Raw genomic sequence first — 23,288 nt, forward strand, 5'->3', positions numbered from 1 at the left:
TCGACCGCCTCACCTCTGATTTGCGAGGCGCAATCGAAATGCCGGAGTGCGCATGCCCAACGATTTCCTCTCATTCTTCCTGTCCTGGATGTCGGCCCCGCGGCGGGTCGGCGCGATCGCGCCTTCGGGCGCTGCCCTAGCCGATCTCATCACCCGCGAGATCACCGCAACGACCGGCCCGATCCTCGAGCTCGGCCCCGGCACCGGCGCTTTCACCTACAAGCTTCTGAAACGCGGCGTGCGCCAGCAGGACCTCACGCTGATCGAATACGGTTCGGACTTCACGAAGCTCCTGCAAATACGTTTTCCCGGCGCGCGCGTGTTGTGGATGGATGCAGGACGGCTCACGACGGAGCGGCTCTATGACGGTGCGCCGGTCGGCGCCGTGGTCAGCGGCCTGCCGCTGCTCAATATGTCGACGCGCAAGGTCGTCTCCATCATCGGCGGTGCGTTTCGTTACGTCCGCCCGGGAGGCGCGTTCTATCAGTTCACCTACGGGATGAGCTGCCCGGTGCCGCGGCCGGTGCTCGACCGGCTCGGCTTGCGGGCAAAGCTGGTGGATCGCGCCTTGCTGAACGTGCCGCCGGCCGCCGTCTACAAGCTGACGCGACGGCCGCAGATGAAGATCGTCACGGAAACGCTTGCGCCTGATGCCTCAATGCCGGTCGCGCCGGCGCCGATGCACCTCGTGCGCGACTACACCGGCGCGCCCTGAGGCATCACACCAGACGCGACTGCACCATCGCCGCCTGAATGAACGAGGCGAAGAGAGGATGAGGCTCAAAAGGCCGCGACTTCAGCTCGGGGTGGAACTGGACGCCGATGAACCAGGGATGATCCTCGTACTCGACGATCTCCGGCAGCACGCCGTCGGGCGAGAGGCCGGAGAATTTCAGTCCGTGCTGCTCGAGGCGGTCCTTGTAGGCGGTGTTGACCTCGTAGCGGTGGCGGTGGCGCTCGGAAATCTCGGTCGCGCCGCCATAGACCTGCGAGACGCGGCTGCCACGGTTGAGCGCCGCGGGATAGGCGCCCAGACGCATCGTGCCGCCGAGATCGCCGGCCTTGGAGCGCTTCTCGAGCTCGTTGCCGCGCAGCCATTCGGTCATCAGACCGACCAGCGGCTCTTTGGTCGGGCCGAACTCGGTGGAGTTGGCGTCCTCGATGCCGACGAGGTTTCGTGCGGCTTCGATCACCGCCATCTGCATGCCGAAGCAGATGCCGAAATACGGCACGTCGCGCTCACGCGCGAACTGCGCCGCGCGGATCTTGCCCTCGGCACCGCGCTGGCCGAAGCCGCCCGGCACCAGAATGCCGTTGACGTGTTCGAGGAACGGCGCGGGATCTTCCTTCTCGAAGATCTCGCTCTCGATCCAGTCGAGATTGACCTTCACCTTGTTGGCGATGCCGCCATGCGAGAGCGCCTCGATCAGCGACTTATACGCATCCTTCATGCCGGTATATTTGCCGACGATGGCGATGGTGACGTTGCCTTCGGGATTGCGGACGCGCTCGTTGATCTGCTGCCAGCTTCGCAGCTCCGGCGGAATCCGCGAGCCGATGCCGAAGGCGGCGAGCACTTCGTCGTCCAGGCCCGCGTTGTGATAGGCCTCGGGCACGGCGTAGATGTTGTCGACGTCGCGCGCCTCGATCACGGCGCTTTCGCGCACGTTGCAGAACAGCCCCAGCTTGCGCCGCTCTTCCTTCGGGATCTCGCGGTCGGTGCGGCAGAGCAGGATGTCCGGCTGGATGCCGATCGAGCGCAGCTCCTTCACCGAGTGCTGTGTCGGTTTGGTCTTCAGCTCGCCCGCGCTCGGGATGTAAGGCAGCAGCGTCAGATGGATGTAGACGGCATGATCGCGCGGCAGCTCGTTCTTGAGCTGACGAATCGCCTCGAAGAAAGGCAGGCCCTCGATGTCGCCGACGGTGCCGCCGATCTCGACCAGCACGAAGTCGTAATCGTCATTGCCGGAGAGGACGAATTCCTTGATGGCGTTGGTGACGTGCGGAACGACCTGGATGGTCGCGCCGAGATAATCGCCGCGCCGCTCCTTGGAGATGATGTCCTGGTAGATGCGCCCGGTGGTGATATTGTCCTGCTTGGTCGCAGGCCGGCCGGTGAAGCGCTCGTAGTGACCGAGATCGAGATCGGTCTCCGCGCCGTCATCGGTCACGAACACTTCGCCGTGTTGATACGGCGACATCGTTCCGGGATCGAGGTTGAGATAGGGGTCGAGCTTGCGGAGGCGGACCTTGTAGCCCCGGGCTTGCAACAGGGCACCGAGTGCCGCTGAAGCCAGACCTTTGCCGAGCGAAGAGACCACGCCGCCGGTGATGAATATGTACCGCGCCATGGGACTTAACCTCTAATCCCTCGAATTCGATTCGCCAAAGCGATTCGTATTCCGCCCCAAATAATTTGCGGGCCTGTGGGTGAGCCAAAACTAAGAGTGGTGACAGAGCCTTGATGGGGATTTTTGATGCAGGACGGTAGAAGCCGCCCTGCATGGCCCCCCTGCTTTATTGCGAGCGCGGCACCTGCGGGCCGGCTGGCGCCTGGTTCTGCTGCTGTTCGTCGGCCTTCTTCAGCGAATCCAGGATGCCGCCCGAGGTCGGCGGCGCGATCGGGGCGCCTCCGGCCGGCTGGGTCTGGGACGCCGGCGCGCCGATGATCGACGAAGGCGCCCGGTTGTAGCCGGCATGCCAGGACAGGAACAGGCTGGTGAGGAAGAAGCCCCCAGCCAGGATCGCGGTGGTCCGCGTCAAAAGGTTCGCGGTGCCGCGGCTGGACATGAAGCCCGCGCCCCCGCCCATTCCGAGGCCGCCGCCTTCCGACTTCTGGAGCAGGACGGCGCCGATCATGACGGCGACGATCATGAGGTGAATGACGATGACAACAGTCTGCATAGTGTCCTTCCGTCACAAGCCGACAGCGCCGAGACGGCGGCCGATCGCGCTTCGCGGGTTTTCCTGAAGTTGCGCGGTGTTACACGATCAGAAGAGGCATTGCCACCCCCCGATCGGCCACGGCCGCGCTTTGAGATTAGCTAGGGGCAGCCCTTCGCAATCGCAAGGAAATCGGCCGCCTTCAGGCTGGCGCCGCCGACCAGCGCGCCGTTGACGTTTTTCACGGACATCAGCTCGGCCGCGTTCGACGGCTTGACCGAGCCGCCATAGAGGATGCGCATCCTGGCCCCGTCCGCCCTGAACCGGGAGGTCAGGAGTTCCCGGATAAAGCCATGAATCTGCTCGACATCCTGGGCCGTCGGAGTCAGGCCGGTGCCGATCGCCCAGACCGGCTCATAGGCCACGACCAGGTTGGCGGCGGTCGAGCCGTCCGGCAGCGAGCCGTCGAGCTGGCCGCGCAGGATGTCCAGGGTCTGGCCGGCATCGCGCTGGCCCTGCGTCTCACCGATGCAGACGATCGCGGTGATGCCGGCGCGCCAGGCGGCCTCGGCCTTCTGCCGGATCAGGGCATCGCCCTCGCCGTGGTCGGCGCGACGCTCGGAATGGCCGACGATGATGGCGGTCGCACCGGCATCGGCCAGCATTTCGGCTGCGATATCGCCGGTATGGGCGCCGGAGGCCTTGGGGTGGCAATCCTGCGCCCCCACCGCGACCTTGCTGCCGCGCGCCTTGTCGGCGAAGGCCGCGATCAGGGTCGCGGGCGGGCAGACCAGCAGGTCGGCCTTGGCGGCCACCTCTGCCGCGCCTTTGAGCATGGCGTCGAATTCGGCAGCCGAGCCCTTGAGGCCGTTCATTTTCCAATTGCCGGCGATCAGCGGTCGGATGGCGTCGGTCATGTCAATTTCCAGCAAAATGAGGTTTGTGCATGCGCTAGCAGAGCCGTCGCGGCAGTTCCAGAGAGCTAAGGCTTTTAACCGCAGCGTCGAGGGACCGCGTGGCCTGAGGTTGCGGGGGGAAAGCCGCCACTTTATGATGATTGATCAATTTGGTGACGCGCTTTTGCGGAATCTGCATTAAGACGCGCTCCCGTTCCCCTCCTGCCAAACAAGTTGGACCAAATGCTTCGAGGAATGCGCAAGGCCTCATCAAACTGGCTCGGCAAGTCCATTATGGCCGTGGTGATGGGCGTGTTGATCATCAGTTTCGGCGTTTGGGGCATCGCCGACATCTTCAAGGGCTTCGGGCAGTCCACGGTGGCCAAGGTCGGCAGCACCGAGATTTCGTTGAACGAGTTCCGGCAGACCTATACCGACCGCTTGCAACAGATCAGCCGCCAGTTCGGCCGGCCGCTGACGCCTGACCAGGCGCGTGCCTTCGGCCTCGACCGCCAGGTGCTCCAGCAGACGATCGCGGAAGCCGCCCTCGACGAAGAAGCCCGCCGGCTCGGGCTCGGCCAGTCCGACGAGCAGATCCGCCAGGTCATCATGAACGACCCCAACTTCAAGGGCGTCGGCGGCAGCTTCGATCCGAACCGCTTCCAGGCCGTGATCCGCAATTTCGGCTATACCGAGCAGCGCTACGTCTCCGAGCAGCGCAAGGTGTCGCTGCGCCGGCAGATCACCGGCACGATCGGCGCCGGCCTCGAACCGCCGAAGGCCATGATCGACGTGCTGACGCGCTTCCAGAACGAGCAGCGCGCGATCGAATTCGTCAGGCTCGACGCCGCGCAGGCCGGCACCATCGACGCTCCCTCGCCCGAAGCCCTCGCCGCCTATTTCGAGGATCACAAGGTCCAGTTCCGCGCGCCCGAATATCGCAAGATTTCCTTCGTCGTGGTCTCTCCGGAAGAGATCGGCAAATGGAGTGAGGTCTCCGACGAGGACGCCAAGAAAGTGTTCGACCAGCGCAAGGACCGGCTCGGCACGCCGGAGAAGCGCCAGATCCATCAGATCGTATTCCCCAACGCCGCCGAGGCGCAGGCCGCACGCGAGCGCCTCGCCGGTGGGATGTCGTTCGAGGACCTCGGCAAGGAGCGCGGGCTGAGCACCTCCGATGTCGACCTCGGGCTCGTGACCAAATCGTCGCTCGACCCCGCGGTCGGCGATGCCGCCTTCGCGCTTCCCGCAGGCGAGATCAGCCAGCCGATCCAGGGTCGTCTCGGCACGTCCATCGTCAAGGTCGACAAGATCGAGCCGGGCAATGAGGCGAACTACGCCAGCCTTGCCGGCGACATCAAGCGCGAGATCGCCACCGAGCGCGCCCGCGTCAAGGTCAACGATCTCCGCGACAAGATGGAAGACGAGCGCGGCGGCGGCGCCAGCGTGATCGACGCGGCGCAGAAGCTCGGCCTCACGGCCGTGACCATCGACGCCGTCGACCGCTCCGGCCGTACCCCGAACGGCCAGCCAGTCACCAGCATCCCGCAGGGCCTCGACGTGGTGTCGCAGGCCTTCAACACCGATGTCGGCGTCGACAACGACGCGATCTCGTTCAAGGGCGGCTATGTCTGGTACGACGTGCTCGCCATCACGCCCTCGCGCGACCGCAATCTCGACGAGGTCCGCGACCAGGTCGAGGCGCGCTGGCGCCAGGACCAGATCGCCGCCAAGCTGAAGACCAAAGCGACCGAGATGGTGCAGAAGCTCGAACAGGGCGGCAAGCTCGCTGACGAGGCCGCCGCGATCAACGCCAAGGTCGAGACCGCCTCCGGCTTCAAGCGCGACGACTCGCCCGCCGGCGTGCCCGCCAACGTCGTTGCGGCCGCCTTCCGCACCGCCAAGGACGGGGTCGGACAGACCGCCGTGAGCGGCGGCGGCGAGGTGATCGTCTTCCGCGTCACCGACATCGTCGAACCCGCGGTCGACGCCGCGTCCGACGCGGTGAAGAAGCTGAAGGACAGCCTCGACCGCGCGTTGACCGACGAGCAGGTCGCCTCCTACGTCAACAAGCTTGAAACCGACATCGGGACCACCATTAATCAGGCCGCCTTCGCGCAGGTGACCGGCGCGAACCAGTGAATTGAAAGCACGCGATGGACGACCTGAAATCGATCATTGGAAAAGTGGCGACCGGCGCCAGCCTGTCGCGTGACGAAGCGGCTTCCGCCTTCGACGCCATGATGTCCGGCGAGGCCACGCCCTCGCAGATGGGTGGCCTCCTGATGGCGCTGCGGGTGCGCGGCGAGACCGTGGACGAAATCACCGGCGCGGTCTCGGCGATGCGCTCCAAGATGCTCACAGTCGACGCGCCCGCGGACGCCGTCGACATCGTCGGCACTGGCGGTGACGGCTCCGGCTCGGTCAACGTCTCGACCTGCGCGTCCTTCATCGTCTCGGGCACCGGCCTGCCGGTGGCCAAGCACGGCAACCGTGCACTGTCGTCGCGCTCCGGCGCCGCCGACGTGCTGGCGTCGCTCGGCGTGAAGATCGACCTCAGGCCCGAGCAGGTCGGCCGCTGTGTGCGCGAATGCGGCATCGGCTTCATGTTCGCCCCTGCCCACCATCCGGCTATGAAGAACGTCGGCCCGACCCGGGTCGAGCTTGCGACACGCACGATCTTCAATCTGCTCGGCCCCTTGTCGAACCCGGCCGGCGTTAAGCGCCAGATGGTCGGCGTGTTCTCGCGGCAATGGGTGCAGCCGCTGGCACAGGTTCTGAAAAACCTCGGCTCGGAATCCGCCTGGGTGGTGCATGGCTCCGACGGTCTCGACGAGATCACCCTCACCGGCCCGACCTTCGTCTCCGCGCTCCACAATGGCGAGATCCGGAATTTCGAGGTGACGCCGGAGGACGCCGGCCTGCCGCGCTGCGATCCCGGTGCGCTCAGGGGCGGTGACGCCGACGCCAATGCGATCGCCTTGCAGAGCGTGCTCGACGGCAAGCCGAGCCCCTATCGTGACGTCGCGCTGATCAACGCCGCCGCCGCGCTGGTCGTGGCCGGCCGCGCCAAGGACCTCAAGGAGGGCGTTGCGATCGGCGCGAAGTCGCTCGACAGCGGCGCCGCGAGCGCGCGGCTGAAGCATCTGATCGCGGTCTCGAACGGCTGAACCTGACATGTCTGACATCCTGACCAAGATCGAAGCCTACAAGCGCGACGAGATCGCAGCCGCCAAGCGCGCGCAGCCGCTCTCGGACGTCGAGGCCAGGGCCAAGGCGCAAGGGGCCCCACGCGGCTTCGTGCGCGCGATCAAGGCCAAGCACGCCAATGGCGATTACGCGCTGATTGCCGAGGTCAAGAAAGCCTCGCCGTCGAAGGGGCTGATCCGCGCCGATTTCGATCCGCCGCTGCTCGCCAAGGCCTATGAGGCCGGCGGTGCGGCCTGTCTGTCGGTGCTGACCGACACGCCCTCGTTCCAGGGCCATCTCGACTTCATGGTGGCAGCGCGCGCGGCGACGTCGCTCCCGGTGCTGCGCAAGGATTTCATGTTCGACAGCTATCAGGTGATTGAGGCGCGCGCGCATGGCGCCGACTGCATCCTGATCATCATGGCCGCGCTCGACGACGCCACCGCCAAGGACCTCGAGGACGCCGCCCTCGCCTACGGCATGGACGTGCTGATCGAAATCCATGATCGCGCCGAGCTCGACCGTGCGCTGAAGCTGCGTTCGCCGATGATCGGCGTCAACAACCGCAATTTGCGCACCTTTGAGACCACGCTCGCGACCAGCGAGACGCTGGCGCCGCTGATCCCAGCGGAACGGCTGATGGTGGGCGAGAGCGGCATCTTCACGCCCGCCGATCTCGCCCGGCTTGAGCGCGTCGGCATGTCGACCTTCCTGGTCGGCGAGAGCCTGATGCGCCAGGCCGACGTGACCGCCGCCACGCGCACGCTGCTCGCGCGCGAGAACGCGCCGCGCGCGACGGGTACGCGCTGACATGGCGCGCAAGCCCGCCAAGGCCAGGCAATCCAAAGCGAAAGCCGGCCCTGCCCTCACCCATATCGGCGCCTCCGGCGAGGCGCGGATGGTGGACGTGTCGGACAAGCCCGCGACCGAGCGGCTCGCGGTCGCCGCAGGCCACGTCATCATGACCAAGGCGACGCTTGATCTCATCGTCTCGGGCAACGCCAAGAAAGGCGACGTGCTCGGCACCGCGCGCATCGCCGGCATCATGGCCGCCAAACGCACCTCGGAGCTGATCCCGCTCTGTCATCCCCTCGCGCTGTCGAAGGTCACCGTCGACATCGAGCCCGACCCGAAGCTGCCAGGCTGCCTCGTCCGCGCCAGCGTGAAGGTGACGGGGCCGACCGGCGTCGAGATGGAGGCGCTCACGGCGGTGTCGGTCGCCTGCCTCACCATCTACGACATGATCAAGGCGGTCGAACGCGGCGTGCGCATCGAGGGCATCCATCTGGTCGAGAAGCTCGGCGGCAAGTCGGGCCACTACCGCGCCTGAACGCCGCGTGATCTATTTCGCCTCGCGCTGCCGCTCGCGATAGGCGCGCGTCTTCATCCGGTTGCCGCACAGCGTCGACATGCACCACCGCCGCGTCGATGGTTTCGAGCGGTCGAAGAACACCCGGCGGCATTCCTCCGACGCGCACATCTTCAGCCGGTCCAGCGTTCCCACAAGCGTCGCGTCATGAAGCTCGATCGCGATGGCCGAGAGGCCTGCGAGCGCATCCTCGCGCGCTGCCGACAGCATCGCGCCACGGCCTGCGCGCGCCTCCACCCGCAACGGAAACGGCGCGAGCGCCTCATTGAGAGTGCCGAGAACGCTCCTGTTCCGGGGCCGTTCGGCGGGCTCACATTGCAGATAGGCGCGCAAGGCGCCGCGCAGTCTTAGCGCAGTCTCAAACATCGCGGGCGTGACACGCCCGCCCTCGGCGCCAAGGCCGCGTTCCCGCATCCAGTCCGCAAGTTCCTTCGGCCCGCCAAGCTCATCGCTCTCCGGGTGCTCCACGCCGAAATGCATGAAGTGGCGAACATCGAGCGTGTTGGCGAAATCGTAGACGTTCGCCAGCGTGTCGGGAACCTGGAATTTGCGAGACTCTTTCGACATCGGGACACCAAAGATTGGAACACCAGTAAAACAGATTTACTGGTTGACAGCAAGCGACACCTGTATCCTAATTATACTAGTGTCGAATCCTTCGGGATCGAGCGCCCATTGCGATCACCAGAACGGAGACCCCGAACCGATGGCCGACGCCCTGCACTATCTCGAACTCACCGCGCTCGCAGCACGCCTCAAGGCGCGCGACATCTCCGCGCTGGACGTGACGCGCGCGCAACTCGACCGTATCGACGCCATGGACCGGGATCTCGGCAGCTACGTTCACGTGATGGCAGAAACGGCCATCGCCGAGGCAAAAGCCGCGGACGCCGAAATCGCACAGGGCCGGTATCGGGGGCCGCTGCATGGCGTGCCGATTGCGCTCAAGGACCTGTTCTGGACCAAGGGCATTCCGACGGCGGCCGGCACCATGCTTCATCGCGACTTTCGTCCCCACGAAGACGCAACCGTCGTGCGCCGGCTCAAGGACGCAGGCGCCGTGATACTCGGCAAGCTGCAACTCACCGAGGGCGCCTATTCCGATCACCATCCATTGGTGACGCCGCCGAAGAATCCGTGGAATGCGAGTTACTGGCCGGGCATTTCGTCCAGTGGCTCGGCGGTCGCAACCGCTGCCGGGCTTTGCTTCGGCTCGCTCGGCTCCGACACCGGCGGTTCGATCCGCTGGCCCTGCGCCGCCAACGGGCTGACCGGATTGAAGCCGAGCTGGGGTCGCGTCAGCCGACACGGCGCCTTCGAGCTGGCCGCGACGCTCGACCATGTCGGACCGATCGGCCGCAGCGCGGCCGATGCGGGCGCGCTGCTCGGCGTCATTGCCGGACACGACCCCAACGACCCGACCTCGGTGTTCAATCCGGTGCCCGACTATCTGGCCGCGGCCGCACAGGACGTGCGAAGCTTGCGGATCGGCGTCGATGCCGCCTGGAACAGCGACGACGTGGACGTTAAGACACAACACGTGCTGGCGGACGCTATCGATGCGTTCCGTGCGCTCGGCGCCGGCATCGTCGATGTCAGATTTCCCGACGTCATGCAGGCGATTGCCGACTGGACACCGAATTGTGCGGTGGAATCTGCGGTCGCGCACGAGGCGACCTATCCTGCCCGCAAGAACGAGTATGGCCCGATGCTCGCCTCGCTGATCGAGGCCGGTCGCGCGCTCTCCGCTCTCGATTATCAGAAGATCCTGCTGCGGCGGCTGGCGCTGCGCGGCCGCGTCACCGCGCTGTTCGAGACCATTGACCTGCTGCTGATCCCGGTACACCCGTTCCCGCCGGTGACGCTCGCCATGATCCAGACGCTCGGCGAGCAGCCGGATCTGATCGCGAAGCTGCAGCGATACACCTGCCCGTTCGACGTGACCGGTCATCCCACGATCACGCTACCGGGTGGTGCATCGGCCGACGGACTGCCGATCGCGTTCCAGCTCGTCGCCGCTCATCTCGGCGAGGCCATGCTCGTGCGCGCCGGCGCGGCGTTCCAGCGTGCCACGTCCTGGCACCGTCGCCATCCTTCCCTCACCTCGCGGAGGCAGCATTGACCATTCAATCCACGCTCGCTCAGCGAAGCATTTTCCATGGCTGGTTCGTCGTCGCGGCGGCATTTGCCGTCATGTTCGTCGGCTTCGGCTCCGCCTACACGTTCAGCGCATTTCTGGAGCCGCTCCAGCGCGATTTCGGCGCCTCGCGCGGTTCGATCTCGCTCGTGTTTTCGATTGCGGGCTTTCTGTACTTCGCGCTCGGACTCGTCAGCGGCCCCCTCGCCGACCGGCTCGGCTCGCGTCCGCTGGCCGTCGCCGGCATGATCCTGATCGCGGTCGGACTTGCGGCGGCGAGCGCGGCGCGTTCCCTTGTCGAGGTCTATCTCGCCTACGGGCTGGGCGTCGGCCTCGGCCTTGGCTGCGCCTATGTTCCCGCGATCGGCGCGGTGCAACGCTGGTTCGTCAAGCGCCGCGGCTTTGCCTCCGGGCTCGCGGTGAGCGGCATCGGGCTCGGTACGCTGGCGATGCCGCCGCTCGCCTCATTGTTGATCGCATCGGTGGGCTGGCGCGGCGCCTATCTGGTGCTGGGCGCGATCGCGCTGGTGCTGGGCGGCGGAGCGTCGCTGCTGATCGAGAACGATCCGAAGCACCGCGGCCTCGGACCCGACGGCGATCCGCCTCGCGAGGCCGCGGGCGCAAGCAATGCCGGCGGCGCTTCGGTGCGCGAGGCCGTCCGGTCGACGCGGTTTATCGCCCTCTACGCATCGTGTCTGGTCTGCTCGTTCGGCGCCTTCGTCCCGTTCGTCCATCTCGTGCCTTACGCGCGCGACCACGGGGTCACAGCGTCCTCTGCGGTGCTGCTGCTCGGCGTGATCGGGGCCGGCAGCACCGCAGGCCGCTTCTTTCTCGGCGCGCTCGCCGACCGGATGGGCCGCGACCGCTCGCTCATCATGGTCCTGGTCGGAATGGCGTTCGCGATGGCGATCTGGGCCATCGCCGCCGATGTCTGGACCCTCGCCGCTTTCGCCTTCGTCTACGGCGTGTTTTACGGCGGCTGGGTCGCGGTGCTGCCCGCTGTGGTCATGGACTATTTTGGCGGACGCAACGTCAGCGGAATCATCGGTATTCTCTACACCAGCGTGGCGTTCGGCACGCTGGTTGGCCCGAGTGCGGCCGGCTTCGCCTACGACGTCAACCACAGCTATACGTTGCCGATCCTGATCAGCGCCGCCGCGAACGTCGTCGCGGCGCTGATCGTGGCGGCGATACTGGCGCGCAGCGGAGCCGACGCGATCAGCGCAGCGAGGAGCTGATCGACCCGAATTTGGCGTTGAGCTTGGAGCCCATGCCGTTCACGACGGAAATGATGGCCAGCGCGATGCCGGCGGCAATCAGGCCGTATTCGATCGCGGTCGCACCACGCTCGTCGGCCAGGAAGTTCTTCAAGGTGTTTGTCATCGTTCGTGTCCTCTCTGTGTCGTCGGCAGGCATGTTCGCAAATCACGTGCCAATGCCGACTCGAGGATCGCCAACATCTTAGATGGTTAAGCCTTGGTTGACCGTGGCACGACCGGCAGGAATTGACCGGCATCGCGAGAGCGTCCGGCAATTCCTGCACGTCTTGCGTCGCGCGCATCGATTGCTTTTGTACGCGGCCGTTCATGTCGCATTAACCGCGCTTCCTAACTTCGCCTCCATATCGTTTCCGTAAACCAACGGATGTTCTCGGGATCAAGAAGCGATCCTGACGTGTGCGCGGCAACGATCGACATGATGACGAAATACGGCAGTCGCCTCTTTGACCAGGTCTTCGTGCGCAGCGGACCGATCCGCTGGCTGGTGGTGGGCGGCACGTTGCTGATCGCGGCCATCGCCATTGGCTCGGTCCTGATGGCGCAGAATTTCCGAGAGCGCGCGCTGCGCAACAGCGGGCGCGAGCTGGAAAACACCGTGCTGCTGCTCGCTCATCATTTCGATCAGCAGTTGCAGGATTTCGCGGTCATCCAGAAGGATTTCGTCGACCACGTCCGCGCGACCGGCATCGCAAGCGCCGAGGACTATCGCAAACGCCTCTCCGGCCAGGACGTCCACCGGATGCTGCGCTCGAAGATCGAGGCGCTGCCCTACATGGGCGGCGTCAACATCATCGATGCCGAAGGCAATCTGATCAACTCGTCGACGGCATGGCCGGCCCCCAAAGTGAACGTCGCCGATCGCGCCTATTTTCGCACTTTCAAATACGATCCCTACTCGCCGAACGTGCTGATCGAGCCTGTGCACAGCCGCGTCTCCGGCGCCTGGACCATCCTGATCGTGCGCAAGATCGTGGGACCGAACGGCGAGTTCATGGGCGTGGTCGGACGCGGCATCGAACCGGCCAATTTCGAGAAGTTCTTCGCCTCCGTCGTGCTCGGCGACGGCGCTACGATCTCGATGCTGCATCGCGACGGCACGCTGCTCGCTCGCTATCCCCATTCCAACGAGCAGATGGGCAGGAATTTCAAGACCGGCCCGTTCGAGCAGCAGAGGATCTTCGGGCTCGATCACTTCGCCGGCCGCATCACGAGCCCCGTCGACGGAGAAGACCGGCTGATCTCCTCGCGCGCCCTGCCCCATTTCCCGATCCTGATGATGGCCACCACGACGCGCGCGGCGGCGCTGACGGACTGGCGCGAGCAGATCGGCATCCTGATCTCGGTTGCGGGCGCCTCCGCGCTCGCCATTGCGGGCGTGCTGATCGCGATCGTGCGCAAGCTGCTGGAGCAGCACCGCGCCTCTCGCGAGCGGCTGACGCTGGAGAAGCAGCGCCTCGACCGCGCCGTCAACAACATGACGCAGGGCCTACTGCTGTTCGATGCCGAGCGGCGGCTGGTGATCTGCAACCAGCGCTACATCGAGATGTACGGCCTGTCAGCCGAGGTGGTGAAGCCCGGCTCCAGCTTCCACGACATCATTGCCCACCGCAAGGCGACCGGCTCGTTCAGTGGCGACATCGGCGACTATGTCGTCCGTGTGCTGCGCGACATCCATGTGCGTAACTCCATGGTGGTCGACACCTCCGACGGGCGCTCGATCCACATCCTCAACGAGCCGCTCGCGGACGGAGGCTGGGTGGCGACCCACGAAGACGTCACCGAGCGCCGGCGCATCGAGGAACGCATCACCCACCTCGCCCATTACGACGCGCTGACCGACCTGCCCAACCGCACCATGTTCCACGAGCACCTACGCGCGGAGCTCGCCGCCATCGCCGGTGGCGAAGAGATCGCGGTGCATTACATCGACATCGACGAGTTCAAGGGCGTCAACGACGCGCTCGGCCATCTCGTCGGCGACGAGCTGTTGAAATCGATCGCGACGAGCCTCAGCCGTTGCGCGGGTCCGCAGGACTTCGTGGCGCGGCTCGGCGGCGACGAATTCGCCATCGTGCAGAGCGCGGTGACGTCGCTGGAGCAGGTCAACGAGCTCGTCGCGCGGGTCTTCCAGGCCATCCGCGCGCCGTTCGACTGCATGGGCCATCATCTCACCACGGACGCCAGTATCGGCATCGCGCTGGCGCCACGACACGGCACCGCGCTGGACCAGATCCTGAAGAACGCGGACATGGCGATGTATGCCGCCAAGGCCGCCGGACGCCGCACCTATCGCTTCTTCGAGCCGGAGATGGATGCCAAGGTCCGCGAGCGGCGGCAGCTCGAGATCGATCTGCGCCACGCCATCGCCCAAGGTGGGCTCGAAGGCGGGCTCGAGGTCTATTACCAGCCCTGCCTTGCCCTGAAGGACGACCGCATCACCGGCTGCGAGGCGCTGGTGCGCTGGCGCCATCCCGAGCGCGGCATGGTCTCGCCCGCCGAGTTCATCCCGATCGCCGAAGACACCGGCCTGATCAACGAGATCGGCGAATGGGTGCTGGCCACGGCCTGCCGCGATGCCGCCAACTGGCCCGACGACATCCGCCTCGCCGTCAACGTCTCGCCGGTGCAGTTCAAGAGCGGCACGCTGGCGCTGAAGATCATGGCGGCCCTTGCCGCCTCCAATTTGCCGGCGAGCCGGCTCGAGCTCGAGATCACCGAGGCCGTGCTGATTCGCGACGACGACGCCGCGCTTGCGATCTTGCACCAACTCCGCGCCATCGGCGTGCGCATCGCGCTCGACGATTTCGGCACCGGCTACTCCTCGCTGAGCTATCTGCACCGCTTCCCGTTCGACAAGATCAAGATCGACCGCTGCTTCGTCAGCGACATCGCCGGTCCCGACGGCTCCGCCAGCATCGTGCAGGCCGTCGTCAACCTGGCTGCCGCCCGCCGCATGACCACCACGGCCGAGGGCGTCGAGACCGAGGAGCAGCAGCGCCTGCTCCGTGCGCTCGGCTGCTCCGAGATGCAGGGCTATCTGTTCAGTGCCGCAAAACCGGCCGACAAGGTGCTGGAGCTGTTCGCGCTGCACCGCAGCCGCCTCGCCCAGCGCGGCGGCGAAGGAAGCCGGCGCCGCGAGGCCAGCTAGGGCGGTCTTCCCAACAATTGGAAGCGTCACCGCACGAATTCGCCCGGGAGCGGTCATCCGCTCCCGGGCGATATCTGGACGTCGTAAGGCTTAGTTCGGTACCGCCGCCTTCGGCGCAGGCTTGGCGGCGACCGCATTCGCGGTCACGCCGTGCAGGAAGTCGTAGGCCGCATGCAGGGCCTTGTCGTCCTTCTCTTCCGGCGGGACGTAGGACTGCGATCCGGTCTGCTCGGTGCCGTCGGCGGCCTGCAGATGGCCGCGCATCTGGGACTCCGCCATGGTGTCCATGCGGCCCTTCAGCTCGGGCGGCACGTCCTGGAGGATCTCGATGTCGGGCGCGATGCCCTGGGCCTGGATCGAGCGGCCCGACGGCGTGTAGTAGCGCGCCGTGGTCAGCGCCAGCGCGCCATTGCCGGCGCCTAGCGGAATGATGGTCTGCACCGAGCCCTTGCCGAACGAGCGCGTGCCGATGATCGTGGCACGCTTGTGGTCATGCAGCGCGCCGGCGACGATTTCCGAGGCCGAAGCCGAGCCGCCATTGACCAGAATCACCAGCGGCTTGCCCTTGGTGAGGTCGCCGCCATGGGCGGTGAAGCGCTGGGTCTCTTCCGGATTGCGGCCGCGGGTCGAAACGACCTCGCCGCGCTGAAGGAAGGCGCTCGACACCGAGACGGCCTGGTCGAGCAAGCCGCCCGGATTGTTGCGCAGGTCCATCACGTAGCCGACCAGCTTCTCCGGCGGGACCTCCTTGGAGATCGACGCGATCGCCTTCTTCAGCCCGTCGGTGGTCTGCTCGTTGAACGAGGTGACGCGGATATAGCCGATGTCGCCGTTCTCGACGTGGAAGCGCACCGGTCGCACATGGATAATCTCGCGCTTGATCGCGACGTCGAGCGGAGCGTCGGCGCCCTTGCGAACGATGGTGAGCTTGGTCTGGGTATCGACCGGCCCCTTCATCTTGTTGACGGCCTGCTCGAGCGTCATGCCCTGCACGGCATCGCCGTCGATCTTGCTGATAAGGTCGCCGGACATGATCCCGGCCTTGGACGCCGGCGTGTCGTCGATCGGCGAGACGACCTTGACCAAGCCGTCCTCCATTGTGACCTCGATGCCGAGCCCGCCGAACTCGCCGGAGGTGGTCTCCTGCATCTCGGTCCAGGCCTTGTCGTTCATGTAGCGTGAATGCGGATCGAGCGAGGTCACCATGCCGGTGATCGCACCCTCGATCAGCTTGGAATTGTCGGGCTTCTCGACATAGCTCGCCTTCACCCGCTCGAACACTTCGCCGAACAGATTGAGCCGGGAATAGGCATCATCCGCGCTCGCTGCCGCCCGTGCCGCCCATACTCCACCGTGCGGGCTGGCGACCAGAAGGGTTAGACACGCTCCCGTGAGCGCGCCCAGGGGGAACAGCAGGTTTTTCCGCATGGATAGGCTGGCCTTCTTGCTGGAGCTTTGCTTTGGGCTTGTGAGGCGCCATGCAAATGGCGATCCAGCCCGCTGTTCACAACACCATTCTGGTTTCTTCAAGGCCGGGACGCCACGCCGGCGGGTACATCGTAAAAATCCCTTCGCCCGGGCCTAAACTTTTGGCAACGTTCCGAAACCGTTTCGCGCAAGGCGGGAATCGACCCGGCCGGCCCACGCCTCGCAGCTATGCGATTTTAGGATGGTTTTGGAGGGCCGGACACGATACGCGATGACAATAACGCTTCAAATTCTCGGGAGGACAACAATGAATGACGCGCCCCGCATCCGGCCGGAAAGGAACGTCGAACTCGGCGCCAGCGCCGAGCCATTCCAGAACCTGCACGAATTCATCCGTAAGGCGCGCGCCAACCTCAACCAGAACGCCTGGGACTATATCGTCGGCGCCGCCGAGACCGAGACCACGATGCGCCGCAACCGCATGGCGCTGGACGAGATCGCCTTCCGGCCGCGCGTGCTGCGCGACGTCCGCGAGGTCGACGGCTCGGTCGAGCTGTTCGGGCGCCGGATGCGGCTGCCGGTGGTGCTGGCCCCTGTCGGCGCACTGGAGATCTTCGATCCGGATGGCGCGGCGAGCGTCGCCCGCGCCTGCGGCACCTTCGGCGCGGCGCACATGCTGAGCTCGGTGTCCGAGCCCGGCCTGGAGAAGACCGCCGAGGCCGCCCCTGATGCGCTGCGGCTCTATCAACTCTATGTGCGCGGCGACGACGATTTCGTCGCCGATGTCGTCAGCCGGAGCGAGAAGAACGCCTACGCCGCCTTCTGCCTGACCGTTGACACGGCCCATTACAGCCGTCGCGAACGTGACATTGCCAAGCGCTATGTTCGCGAGAGCCGCCTGCGCGCCACCGGCGGTGATTACCAGAAGGGCCTGGAGTGGCGGACCGTGAAGATGATCAAGGACAAGTTCAAGATCCCGCTCATCCTGAAGGGCATCGCCACCGCCGAGGACGCCCGGATCGCGGTCGATCACGGCGTCGAGTGGATCTACGTCTCCAACCATGGCGGCCGCCAGCTCGATCACGGCCGCGGCGCCATGCATGTGCTGCCCGAGATCGTCGACGCCGTGAAGGGACGCGCCAAGATCATGGTCGACGGCGGCTTCTGCCGCGGCACCGACATCGTCAAGGCGATCGCGGCGGGCGCGGACATGGTCGGCATCGGCCGGCTGCAATGCTGGGCATTGGCGGCGGCCGGCGAGGCCGGCGTGAGGCGAATGCTGGAGCTGCTCGAGGACGAGGTGCTGCGCTGCCTCGGCCTCTTGGGCGCCACCTCATTCGCCGAGGTCGACAAGTCCTGCCTGCACCAGGCGACTGCAACGAATGCGCCGAGCGTGTTCAGCGCGTTCCCGCTGTTCGACCATGACCCCTATCGATATTGAGTGAAAGGATGCAATGAGCTCGCTCTCTCCCGGCAGCGCGGACGCGCTGCTGTTCGATCTCGGGCGCGTCGTGCTCGACATCGATTTCTCCAAGGCGATCGCCTGCTGGGCGGGACATGCCGGCTGCAAGCCGGACGCCATCGTCGCGCGCTACGTGCGGGACAGCGAAGCCTACCGGCTGCACGAGGTCGGCAAGATCAGCGACGAGGCCTATTTTGACTCGCTGCGCGCCTCGCTCGGGATCGGCATTTCGGACGCGCAGTTCCTGGAGGGCTGGAACGCGATCTTCGCCGGCGAGATGCCCGACATCGCCGAGCTGCTGCCGCGTGCGGCGAAGCAGTTGCCGCTCTACGCCTTCTCCAACACCAACCGGCCGCATGTGGACCACTTCTCGAAGGAATATGCCGGCCTGCTCGGCCATTTCCGCGAGCTGTATCTGTCGTCCAGCATCGGCCTGCGCAAACCGGATGTGGAGGCCTTCGACCATGTCGTGGCCGCGATCGGCGTGCCGGCGAACCGTATCGTGTTCTTCGACGATCTTGCCGAGAACATCGAAGGAGCGCGGTCGCGCGGCCTGACCGCGGTCCACGTGACCTCGCCCCGCGACGTCGGGAATGCCCTCAAGGCGCTCGGAATCTGACCTCTGGCCGGCAAGCCGACGGGCCGCGAGTGGAACTATTTTGCCTGGGGGCGAGGAACCAAAACCCTTTGTGCATTTTTATACGGAGTTCCCGGAACGATTGCCCCTCTCGGGACTCATGAGTCCGTTGGGAATTCTACATCGGGCTTATCGTCGTGTTGGGCAAAACCTACCTTACCAAGCAAGCCTCTCTGCTGATGAAATTCGCCAGAACCACCTCGGATTCTGACCTCTCCGCAAAACTGATCAGCAAGGCCGCCGACCTGAAATCCCAGGCCGACCCGCTGCCTGACAAGGATCAGGGCCCCGCAGCGCCGGACGTCAGTCCGTACAAGCCGCCGGGGAGTTGACCGATGCTGGCCGTGGCTCTCGTCCTTCTCGTCCTCGCCATGGCCATCCTCGTACCGGTCTGTCTCGCCTTCTGGATCATGCCGCGGCGGACTTGATGCTCACCCTTCATCGCAGAGCGGATGACGCAGGATAAATCATCCTGCGCGGCCACTGTTTTGCCTCTGCGCCTGCACTCGGCTAGAACTCTCGCCGCCGATTTGCCCGAACGGGCCCAGCAGGAGTTTTCACCCGTGGCCCTGATGCCGGTTTCCGACGCGCTCGCTGCGGTGCTGGCGGGCGCAGAGCCGCTGCCTGAAGAGATGATCGCGCTCGACGCAGCCTTCCACCGCGTGCTCGCGCGCGACGTCGCCGCGCGGCGCACGCAGCCGCCGCAGGCGATGTCGGCAATGGACGGCTATGCGGTGCGCGCGGTCGATGCGGCGAAGATCGACTCCCAGCTCACCCTGATTGGCGAGGTCGCGGCGGGCCGCCCGTTTGCGGGATCGGTCGGCGCCGGCGAGGCCGTGCGTATCTTCACCGGCGGTGTCGTTCCCGATGGCGCTGATGCGGTCGTGATCCAGGAGGACACGATCGCGGACGGCAAGCGCATAACGATCAAGGAAGCTGCCGTAACGGGGCGGCACATCCGCCCCGCCGGCGTCGACTTCTCGGAAGGCGACGTGCTGCTGCGCAAAGGGGCCCGGCTCACCGAGCGCGACCTCGCGCTCGCCGCCGGCATGAATTACCCGCAACTGCCAGTCCGGCGACGCCCGAAGGTCGCGATCCTCGCGACCGGCGACGAGCTGGTGATGCCGGGTACGACGCCGGGCCACGGCCAGATCGTCTATTCCAACGGCTACGCCCTGCACGCGCTCGCCCGCAGCGAGGGCGCCGATACCATCGACCTCGGCGTTGCCGCCGATACGCTGGAGGCCACCACGGCCGGCATCGGCCGCGCGCGGGAGAGCGGCGCCGACATCCTGATCACGACCGGCGGCGCGTCGGTCGGGGACCACGATCTGGTCCAGCAGGCGCTGAGGGACGAAGGTATCTCGATGGCGTTCTGGAAGATCGCGATGCGGCCGGGCAAGCCGATGATGAACGGGCGGCTCGGCGCGATGCGCGTGATCGGCCTGCCCGGCAATCCCGTGTCATCCTACGTTTGCGGCTTCCTGTTCATGGTGCCGTTGATTCGCGCGCTTTCGGGCCGTTCGATGATTCATCACCGCCGCGAACGCGCGGTGCTCGGCCGCGATGTCGGCGCCAATGACCAGCGCGAGGATTACCTGCGCGCACGCCTCGAGCTGCGCGACGACGGCACGCTCGTCGCCCTTCCGGTCAATCACCAGGATTCCTCGCTGCTTGCGAATCTCGCTGCGGCACAGGCACTTCTCGTGCGCGCGCCATTCGCGTCGAAGGCCGAAGCCGGCACGCCTTGCGAGGTCTTGCGGCTGCCCGTCTGAGCGCTTCGTTCGCGTGCGTTCCGCGAACTTTGTCGCGTTCACGGTAAATTAAGCAGTTGCGGAACATGTATCGAACATATAGTGTCCGTTCATGATTTGTTTCGAGAATGTAGCGGCTTACTGCTGAATTCAGCGTCTCGGAATCGAACGACATCAACCGGGGGATTTTGGTCGAGATGTTAACGCGCAAACAATACGAGCTCCTGCGGTTCATCAGCGAACGACTGAAGGAAAGCGGCGTGCCGCCCTCCTTCGATGAGATGAAGGACGCGCTCGACCTGCGCTCGAAATCGGGCATCCATCGCCTGATCACCGCGCTCGAGGAGCGCGGCTTCATCCGGCGCCTGCCCAACCGGGCCCGCGCCATCGAGGTGATCAAGCTGCCCGAGCTTCAGGCCGCCGCCGGCAGCCGCCGCGGCTTCACGCCGAGCGTCATCGAAGGCAATCTCGGCAAGGTCCGCACGACTTCGAGCCCGCCGCCGGACGAGGGCGAGCGCCCCGTCGCGGTCCCCGTGATGGGCCGCATCGCGGCCGGTACGCCGATCGAGGCCTTGCAGACCCGCAGCCACACCATCAGCGTACCGCCTGACATGCTCGGCTCGGGCGAACATTACGCGCTCGAAGTGCGCGGCGATTCCATGGTCGAGGCCGGCATTCTCGACGGCGACATGGCGCTGATCCAGCGCAACGAGAGCGCCGATACCGGCGATATCGTGGTGGCGCTGATCGACGACGAGGAGGCGACGCTCAAGCGCTTCCGCCGCCGCGGCGCCTCGATCGCGCTCGAGCCCGCCAATGCGGCCTATGAGGTCCGCATTCTGCCGCCCAACCGGGTGAAGATCCAGGGCAAGCTGATCGGACTGTACCGGAAGTATTGATACCGAACGTGCCGGTATCGGTCATTTCGCGCCCCGCGCGCTTTCGATCGGCATCGCCGATCCGGGATTGGAGCGGACGATTGTCCGCTTCCGCTGGATAGTCTTTCTGGTTTCGCGCAGATTATCCGGCCCCTCCTCCAGCGGTACATCCTCGGCACGCCACACGAAGCAGCCCTGCTTCGCGGCCTTCAGGTTCGAGGAGAAGTCATGCGCCAGATCGTTCTGAGCACAGTTGCTGTGGCGCTGATCGCAGCATCGGCCGCGCAAGCCTTGGCCGCGCAATCGCGGCCCCATGCCCGCAAGGATACCGCCGTAAGCGAGCAAGTCCGCAAGGCCCTCGACGCCGTCGACCAACCGTCGCGGCCGGGCTGGCAATATTCCGGCTGGTCGGCGCCTGCGGGGCGCTGACACGCGCCTGCGGAATGCAAAGGGGCGGGCTTTGTTCCTGGTGGATTCGGGAAAGTTAATGTGATTGCGGCCTGCGGCGGCGAGCCGTAGATTTGCCTACAACCCGGCAGAACGTTTGGTATTTCCACTCTGATAGAGGCCTGCGCCTCGATTAAGAGACGTGGGTCGCTATCCCTGCATGAGGAGCACCCGATGTGTGACTACAGCCTGCATGCCGTCGCGTCGCGTCCCGCCGAAGTCGGCGAGACGATCGTCACGACAACCTTCCGCGGCACCTCGACGCGCGGCTTTGCCTCCGCGGCCGATCCGACCGTCGCGGTCTGCCTGCTCCCGGGAACGGAGCTCGCCTTCGCCGACAACGTCCGCTACGACAATCGCTGGATCTGGACGCGCACCGTCAATTCGCGCGTCGGCAAGTTCGGCAAGATCGATCCGCACATTCCCGATCGCCATCATGATGCGATCGAATTCCCCGACGGCAAATCCGTGCTGGTGACGCAGCTGGTCGAAGGCCAGCGTGCGACCGTGCTGCAGCTACCGGTGACCCAGCCGCTCGGCGAGCGCGAGCACAAGCCGCAGACCATCACCGACAGCCGGCCAACCAGCACCCGCCTGCCGATCGGCTGACATCGCCATTCCCGGCCGGCAGGTCGGGCCAGGATTGAAAATCGCCATCGCCGGCCGAGGCCGGCGAGATGGTGTTGCTCGTGCCCCGCGAAACGCCATCGGGCGGACCAAGCCGTTGTGCCTCCCACCGCACGAAGTTTGCGCTGTCCTGCCTGAATTTTAAACGTCCGTTCCGCAGCCAAATGGCCGATGCTTGGTGCGGCTTGAGACGGCGGGCACGTTCGATGAAGACCTTCATTCGCGTCGTTGAACTCTGGGTGCCTGACCGCACGCGCATGCGGCTGGAATTCGGCGGCGGCCTCTACGGCGAAGGGTTGTCCGCGTTTAGGGACGTGAGCGAGGATCTGCACTTCGGATATGACGAGGGACTTCCCGGCAAGGCCTGGGCCAGCGGCCACCCCGTGATCCTCACCAGATTCACCGATTCCTATTTCAAGCGGACCGATCAGGCCATCGCCGCCGGGCTGACCTGCGGCGTGGCGGTGCCGGTGTTTTCAGGCGAATTCCTGCAAGCTGTCATGGTGCTGTTCTGCGGCGACGACGAGGCCCATGTCGGCGCGATCGAGCTCTGGCACAACGATGCCGAAACCTCCCACGAGATGGGGCTCGTCGACGGCTATTACGGCACCGCCGACATGTTCGAATTCAACTCCCGCCACACCAGATTTCCGCGTGGCTTCGGCCTGCCCGGCCGCATCTGGAAAGCCGGCCTGCCGCTGATCATCAAGGACCTGCACGATGCCAGGAGTTTTCTGCGCTGGGAGGACGCCGCCAAGGTCGGAATCAATCTCGGCGTCGGCGTTCCCTACCGGACCGGCACCGATCAAACCTGGGTGCTGACATTTCTCTCCGCGCAGGCGACCCCGATTGCGCGACGCTTCGAGATCTGGGTCCCGGACGAGGCCCGTTCGGCGCTGGTCTTCCGCACCGGCGATTGCAGCGCGCAGACCGACCTCGCCGCGCTCTATGCGACGAAATCCATCGCCAAAGGCGAAGGCAGCATCGGCGGGGCCTGGGCCACCGGCATGCCCGCGCTCAACGACGATCTCGCGCGTGACGGCTCGGTCGCGGCCTCGCAGGCCAGCGCCTCTGGACTGAGCCAGATGGTCGTCCTGCCGGTGATCGGCAATGCCAGGCTCGACGCCGTGCTGGCCTGGTATCTGTAACCCGT

22 protein-coding genes are annotated in these 23,288 nt (G+C 65.6%); 15 read left to right on the forward strand and 7 right to left on the reverse strand.

All coding sequences use genetic code 11. The features are described 5' to 3' along the window. The first annotated feature begins 52 nt into the window (after positions 1 to 52). Positions 53 to 715 (forward strand): class I SAM-dependent methyltransferase, encoded by a 663-nt coding sequence (locus AC0L3X_RS05620; protein WP_063983062.1) that lies wholly within the window; start codon positions 53 to 55, stop codon positions 713 to 715. Positions 716 to 719: 4 nt separating this feature from the next. On the opposite strand, the gene AC0L3X_RS05625 is transcribed toward AC0L3X_RS05620, so the two are convergent. The 3 genes from AC0L3X_RS05625 to tpiA form a co-directional block, all read right to left on the reverse strand. Then, positions 720 to 2,351: a CTP synthase gene (locus tag AC0L3X_RS05625; RefSeq protein WP_014494987.1), complete on the reverse strand. Its 1,632-nt coding sequence runs from the start codon at positions 2,349 to 2,351 to the stop codon at positions 720 to 722. 166 nt (positions 2,352 to 2,517) lie between these two features. Beyond that, positions 2,518 to 2,904 carry a preprotein translocase subunit SecG gene (secG, locus tag AC0L3X_RS05630; protein ID WP_063983061.1) on the reverse strand — a complete coding sequence of 129 codons (387 nt, stop codon included), beginning with the start codon at positions 2,902 to 2,904 and terminating at the stop codon, positions 2,518 to 2,520. A 140-nt stretch (positions 2,905 to 3,044) separates the two neighbouring features. Continuing rightward, entirely contained in the window at positions 3,045 to 3,800 is a 756-nt protein-coding gene (gene tpiA / locus AC0L3X_RS05635) for a triose-phosphate isomerase (RefSeq protein WP_208071191.1), read from the reverse strand. 222 nt (positions 3,801 to 4,022) lie between these two features. Between tpiA and AC0L3X_RS05640 the strand changes: the two genes are divergently transcribed. From AC0L3X_RS05640 to moaC, 4 genes are read left to right on the forward strand one after another with little or no spacing between them, the layout of a single operon-like run. Beyond that, the gene (locus tag AC0L3X_RS05640; protein ID WP_283016645.1) at positions 4,023 to 5,921 is read left to right on the forward strand and encodes a peptidylprolyl isomerase; all 1,899 of its coding nucleotides are present in this window, start codon (positions 4,023 to 4,025) and stop codon (positions 5,919 to 5,921) included. A 14-nt stretch (positions 5,922 to 5,935) separates the two neighbouring features. Then, positions 5,936 to 6,949 (forward strand): anthranilate phosphoribosyltransferase, encoded by a 1,014-nt coding sequence (gene trpD, locus AC0L3X_RS05645; protein ID WP_166341966.1) that lies wholly within the window; start codon positions 5,936 to 5,938, stop codon positions 6,947 to 6,949. Positions 6,950 to 6,956: 7 nt separating this feature from the next. Then, positions 6,957 to 7,778: an indole-3-glycerol phosphate synthase TrpC gene (gene trpC, locus AC0L3X_RS05650; protein ID WP_354123712.1), complete on the forward strand. Its 822-nt coding sequence runs from the start codon at positions 6,957 to 6,959 to the stop codon at positions 7,776 to 7,778. 1 nt (position 7,779) lies between these two features. Then, positions 7,780 to 8,298, forward strand: a complete 519-nt coding sequence (gene moaC, locus AC0L3X_RS05655) for a cyclic pyranopterin monophosphate synthase MoaC (protein ID WP_208087070.1) — start codon at positions 7,780 to 7,782, stop codon at positions 8,296 to 8,298. 12 nt (positions 8,299 to 8,310) lie between these two features. Here moaC and AC0L3X_RS05660 read toward each other — a convergent pair whose 3' ends face one another. Beyond that, the gene (locus tag AC0L3X_RS05660) at positions 8,311 to 8,904 is read right to left on the reverse strand and encodes a CGNR zinc finger domain-containing protein (protein WP_063983054.1); all 594 of its coding nucleotides are present in this window, start codon (positions 8,902 to 8,904) and stop codon (positions 8,311 to 8,313) included. Between the two features lie 139 nt (positions 8,905 to 9,043). Between AC0L3X_RS05660 and AC0L3X_RS05665 the strand changes: the two genes are divergently transcribed. After that, on the forward strand, positions 9,044 to 10,459 hold the full coding sequence (locus AC0L3X_RS05665; protein ID WP_283016648.1) for an amidase: 1,416 nt from the start codon (positions 9,044 to 9,046) through the stop codon (positions 10,457 to 10,459). Beyond that, complete coding sequence (locus AC0L3X_RS05670; RefSeq protein WP_354123711.1) at positions 10,456 to 11,712, forward strand: MFS transporter; 1,257 nt, start codon at positions 10,456 to 10,458, stop codon at positions 11,710 to 11,712. Before AC0L3X_RS05665 ends, AC0L3X_RS05670 begins: the two co-directional genes overlap by 4 nt. Here AC0L3X_RS05670 and AC0L3X_RS05675 read toward each other — a convergent pair. Then, positions 11,693 to 11,857, reverse strand: coding sequence for a Flp family type IVb pilin (locus AC0L3X_RS05675; RefSeq protein ID WP_028149628.1), 165 nt, complete (start codon positions 11,855 to 11,857; stop codon positions 11,693 to 11,695). The genes AC0L3X_RS05670 and AC0L3X_RS05675 overlap by 20 nt on opposite strands. A 312-nt stretch (positions 11,858 to 12,169) precedes the next feature. On the opposite strand from AC0L3X_RS05675, the gene AC0L3X_RS05680 reads away from it, so the two are divergent. Next, the gene (locus AC0L3X_RS05680; protein ID WP_283018881.1) at positions 12,170 to 14,902 is read left to right on the forward strand and encodes a bifunctional diguanylate cyclase/phosphodiesterase; all 2,733 of its coding nucleotides are present in this window, start codon (positions 12,170 to 12,172) and stop codon (positions 14,900 to 14,902) included. Between the two features lie 90 nt (positions 14,903 to 14,992). On the opposite strand, the gene AC0L3X_RS05685 is transcribed toward AC0L3X_RS05680, so the two are convergent. After that, positions 14,993 to 16,330, reverse strand: coding sequence for a S41 family peptidase (locus tag AC0L3X_RS05685; RefSeq protein WP_028149630.1), 1,338 nt, complete (start codon positions 16,328 to 16,330; stop codon positions 14,993 to 14,995). A gap of 307 nt (positions 16,331 to 16,637) precedes the next feature. On the opposite strand from AC0L3X_RS05685, the gene AC0L3X_RS05690 reads away from it, so the two are divergent. From AC0L3X_RS05690 to lexA, 5 genes are all read left to right on the forward strand, one after another. Further along, positions 16,638 to 17,771 (forward strand): alpha-hydroxy acid oxidase, encoded by a 1,134-nt coding sequence (locus AC0L3X_RS05690; protein WP_135213795.1) that lies wholly within the window; start codon positions 16,638 to 16,640, stop codon positions 17,769 to 17,771. Positions 17,772 to 17,784: 13 nt separating this feature from the next. Continuing rightward, complete coding sequence (locus AC0L3X_RS05695; protein WP_135213796.1) at positions 17,785 to 18,411, forward strand: HAD family hydrolase; 627 nt, start codon at positions 17,785 to 17,787, stop codon at positions 18,409 to 18,411. Positions 18,412 to 18,608: 197 nt separating this feature from the next. Continuing rightward, positions 18,609 to 18,761 (forward strand): hypothetical protein, encoded by a 153-nt coding sequence (locus tag AC0L3X_RS05700; protein WP_244623050.1) that lies wholly within the window; start codon positions 18,609 to 18,611, stop codon positions 18,759 to 18,761. A 231-nt stretch (positions 18,762 to 18,992) separates the two neighbouring features. Beyond that, positions 18,993 to 20,204 carry a molybdopterin molybdotransferase MoeA gene (locus tag AC0L3X_RS05705; protein ID WP_135213798.1) on the forward strand — a complete coding sequence of 404 codons (1,212 nt, stop codon included), beginning with the start codon at positions 18,993 to 18,995 and terminating at the stop codon, positions 20,202 to 20,204. 176 nt (positions 20,205 to 20,380) lie between these two features. Continuing rightward, positions 20,381 to 21,082, forward strand: coding sequence for a transcriptional repressor LexA (gene lexA, locus AC0L3X_RS05710; RefSeq protein WP_166096924.1), 702 nt, complete (start codon positions 20,381 to 20,383; stop codon positions 21,080 to 21,082). Between the two features lie 21 nt (positions 21,083 to 21,103). On the opposite strand, the gene AC0L3X_RS05715 is transcribed toward lexA, so the two are convergent. Continuing rightward, entirely contained in the window at positions 21,104 to 21,436 is a 333-nt protein-coding gene (locus tag AC0L3X_RS05715) for a hypothetical protein (RefSeq protein ID WP_283016650.1), read from the reverse strand. Between the two features lie 246 nt (positions 21,437 to 21,682). On the opposite strand from AC0L3X_RS05715, the gene AC0L3X_RS05720 reads away from it, so the two are divergent. Together AC0L3X_RS05720 and AC0L3X_RS05725 are read left to right on the forward strand one after the other, a co-directional pair. Next, complete coding sequence (locus AC0L3X_RS05720; RefSeq protein WP_166096930.1) at positions 21,683 to 22,117, forward strand: hypothetical protein; 435 nt, start codon at positions 21,683 to 21,685, stop codon at positions 22,115 to 22,117. A 224-nt stretch (positions 22,118 to 22,341) separates the two neighbouring features. Beyond that, a complete protein-coding gene (locus AC0L3X_RS05725; RefSeq protein WP_208071179.1) occupies positions 22,342 to 23,283 on the forward strand; it encodes a GAF domain-containing protein in 942 nt (313 codons plus the stop codon). The last annotated feature ends 5 nt before the right edge of the window (positions 23,284 to 23,288 follow it).

It is taken from the genome of Bradyrhizobium sp. MI1.7 (assembly GCF_055811795.1).

What these genes read in the sequence shown, in the direction of transcription:
- AC0L3X_RS05620 (WP_063983062.1), top strand. Translation starts at nt 53, where the DNA reads ATGCCCAACGATTTCCTCTCATTCTTCCTGTCCTGGATGTCGGCCCCG.
- AC0L3X_RS05625 (WP_014494987.1), bottom strand. Translation starts at nt 2,351, where the DNA reads ATGGCGCGGTACATATTCATCACCGGCGGCGTGGTCTCTTCGCTCGGC.
- secG (WP_063983061.1), bottom strand. Translation starts at nt 2,904, where the DNA reads ATGCAGACTGTTGTCATCGTCATTCACCTCATGATCGTCGCCGTCATG.
- tpiA (WP_208071191.1), bottom strand. Translation starts at nt 3,800, where the DNA reads ATGACCGACGCCATCCGACCGCTGATCGCCGGCAATTGGAAAATGAAC.
- AC0L3X_RS05640 (WP_283016645.1), top strand. Translation starts at nt 4,023, where the DNA reads ATGCTTCGAGGAATGCGCAAGGCCTCATCAAACTGGCTCGGCAAGTCC.
- trpD (WP_166341966.1), top strand. Translation starts at nt 5,936, where the DNA reads ATGGACGACCTGAAATCGATCATTGGAAAAGTGGCGACCGGCGCCAGC.
- trpC (WP_354123712.1), top strand. Translation starts at nt 6,957, where the DNA reads ATGTCTGACATCCTGACCAAGATCGAAGCCTACAAGCGCGACGAGATC.
- moaC (WP_208087070.1), top strand. Translation starts at nt 7,780, where the DNA reads ATGGCGCGCAAGCCCGCCAAGGCCAGGCAATCCAAAGCGAAAGCCGGC.
- AC0L3X_RS05660 (WP_063983054.1), bottom strand. Translation starts at nt 8,904, where the DNA reads ATGTCGAAAGAGTCTCGCAAATTCCAGGTTCCCGACACGCTGGCGAAC.
- AC0L3X_RS05665 (WP_283016648.1), top strand. Translation starts at nt 9,044, where the DNA reads ATGGCCGACGCCCTGCACTATCTCGAACTCACCGCGCTCGCAGCACGC.
- AC0L3X_RS05675 (WP_028149628.1), bottom strand. Translation starts at nt 11,857, where the DNA reads ATGACAAACACCTTGAAGAACTTCCTGGCCGACGAGCGTGGTGCGACC.
- AC0L3X_RS05680 (WP_283018881.1), top strand. Translation starts at nt 12,170, where the DNA reads ATGATGACGAAATACGGCAGTCGCCTCTTTGACCAGGTCTTCGTGCGC.
- AC0L3X_RS05685 (WP_028149630.1), bottom strand. Translation starts at nt 16,330, where the DNA reads ATGCGGAAAAACCTGCTGTTCCCCCTGGGCGCGCTCACGGGAGCGTGT.
- AC0L3X_RS05690 (WP_135213795.1), top strand. Translation starts at nt 16,638, where the DNA reads ATGAATGACGCGCCCCGCATCCGGCCGGAAAGGAACGTCGAACTCGGC.
- AC0L3X_RS05695 (WP_135213796.1), top strand. Translation starts at nt 17,785, where the DNA reads ATGAGCTCGCTCTCTCCCGGCAGCGCGGACGCGCTGCTGTTCGATCTC.
- AC0L3X_RS05700 (WP_244623050.1), top strand. Translation starts at nt 18,609, where the DNA reads ATGAAATTCGCCAGAACCACCTCGGATTCTGACCTCTCCGCAAAACTG.
- lexA (WP_166096924.1), top strand. Translation starts at nt 20,381, where the DNA reads ATGTTAACGCGCAAACAATACGAGCTCCTGCGGTTCATCAGCGAACGA.
- AC0L3X_RS05720 (WP_166096930.1), top strand. Translation starts at nt 21,683, where the DNA reads ATGTGTGACTACAGCCTGCATGCCGTCGCGTCGCGTCCCGCCGAAGTC.
- AC0L3X_RS05725 (WP_208071179.1), top strand. Translation starts at nt 22,342, where the DNA reads ATGAAGACCTTCATTCGCGTCGTTGAACTCTGGGTGCCTGACCGCACG.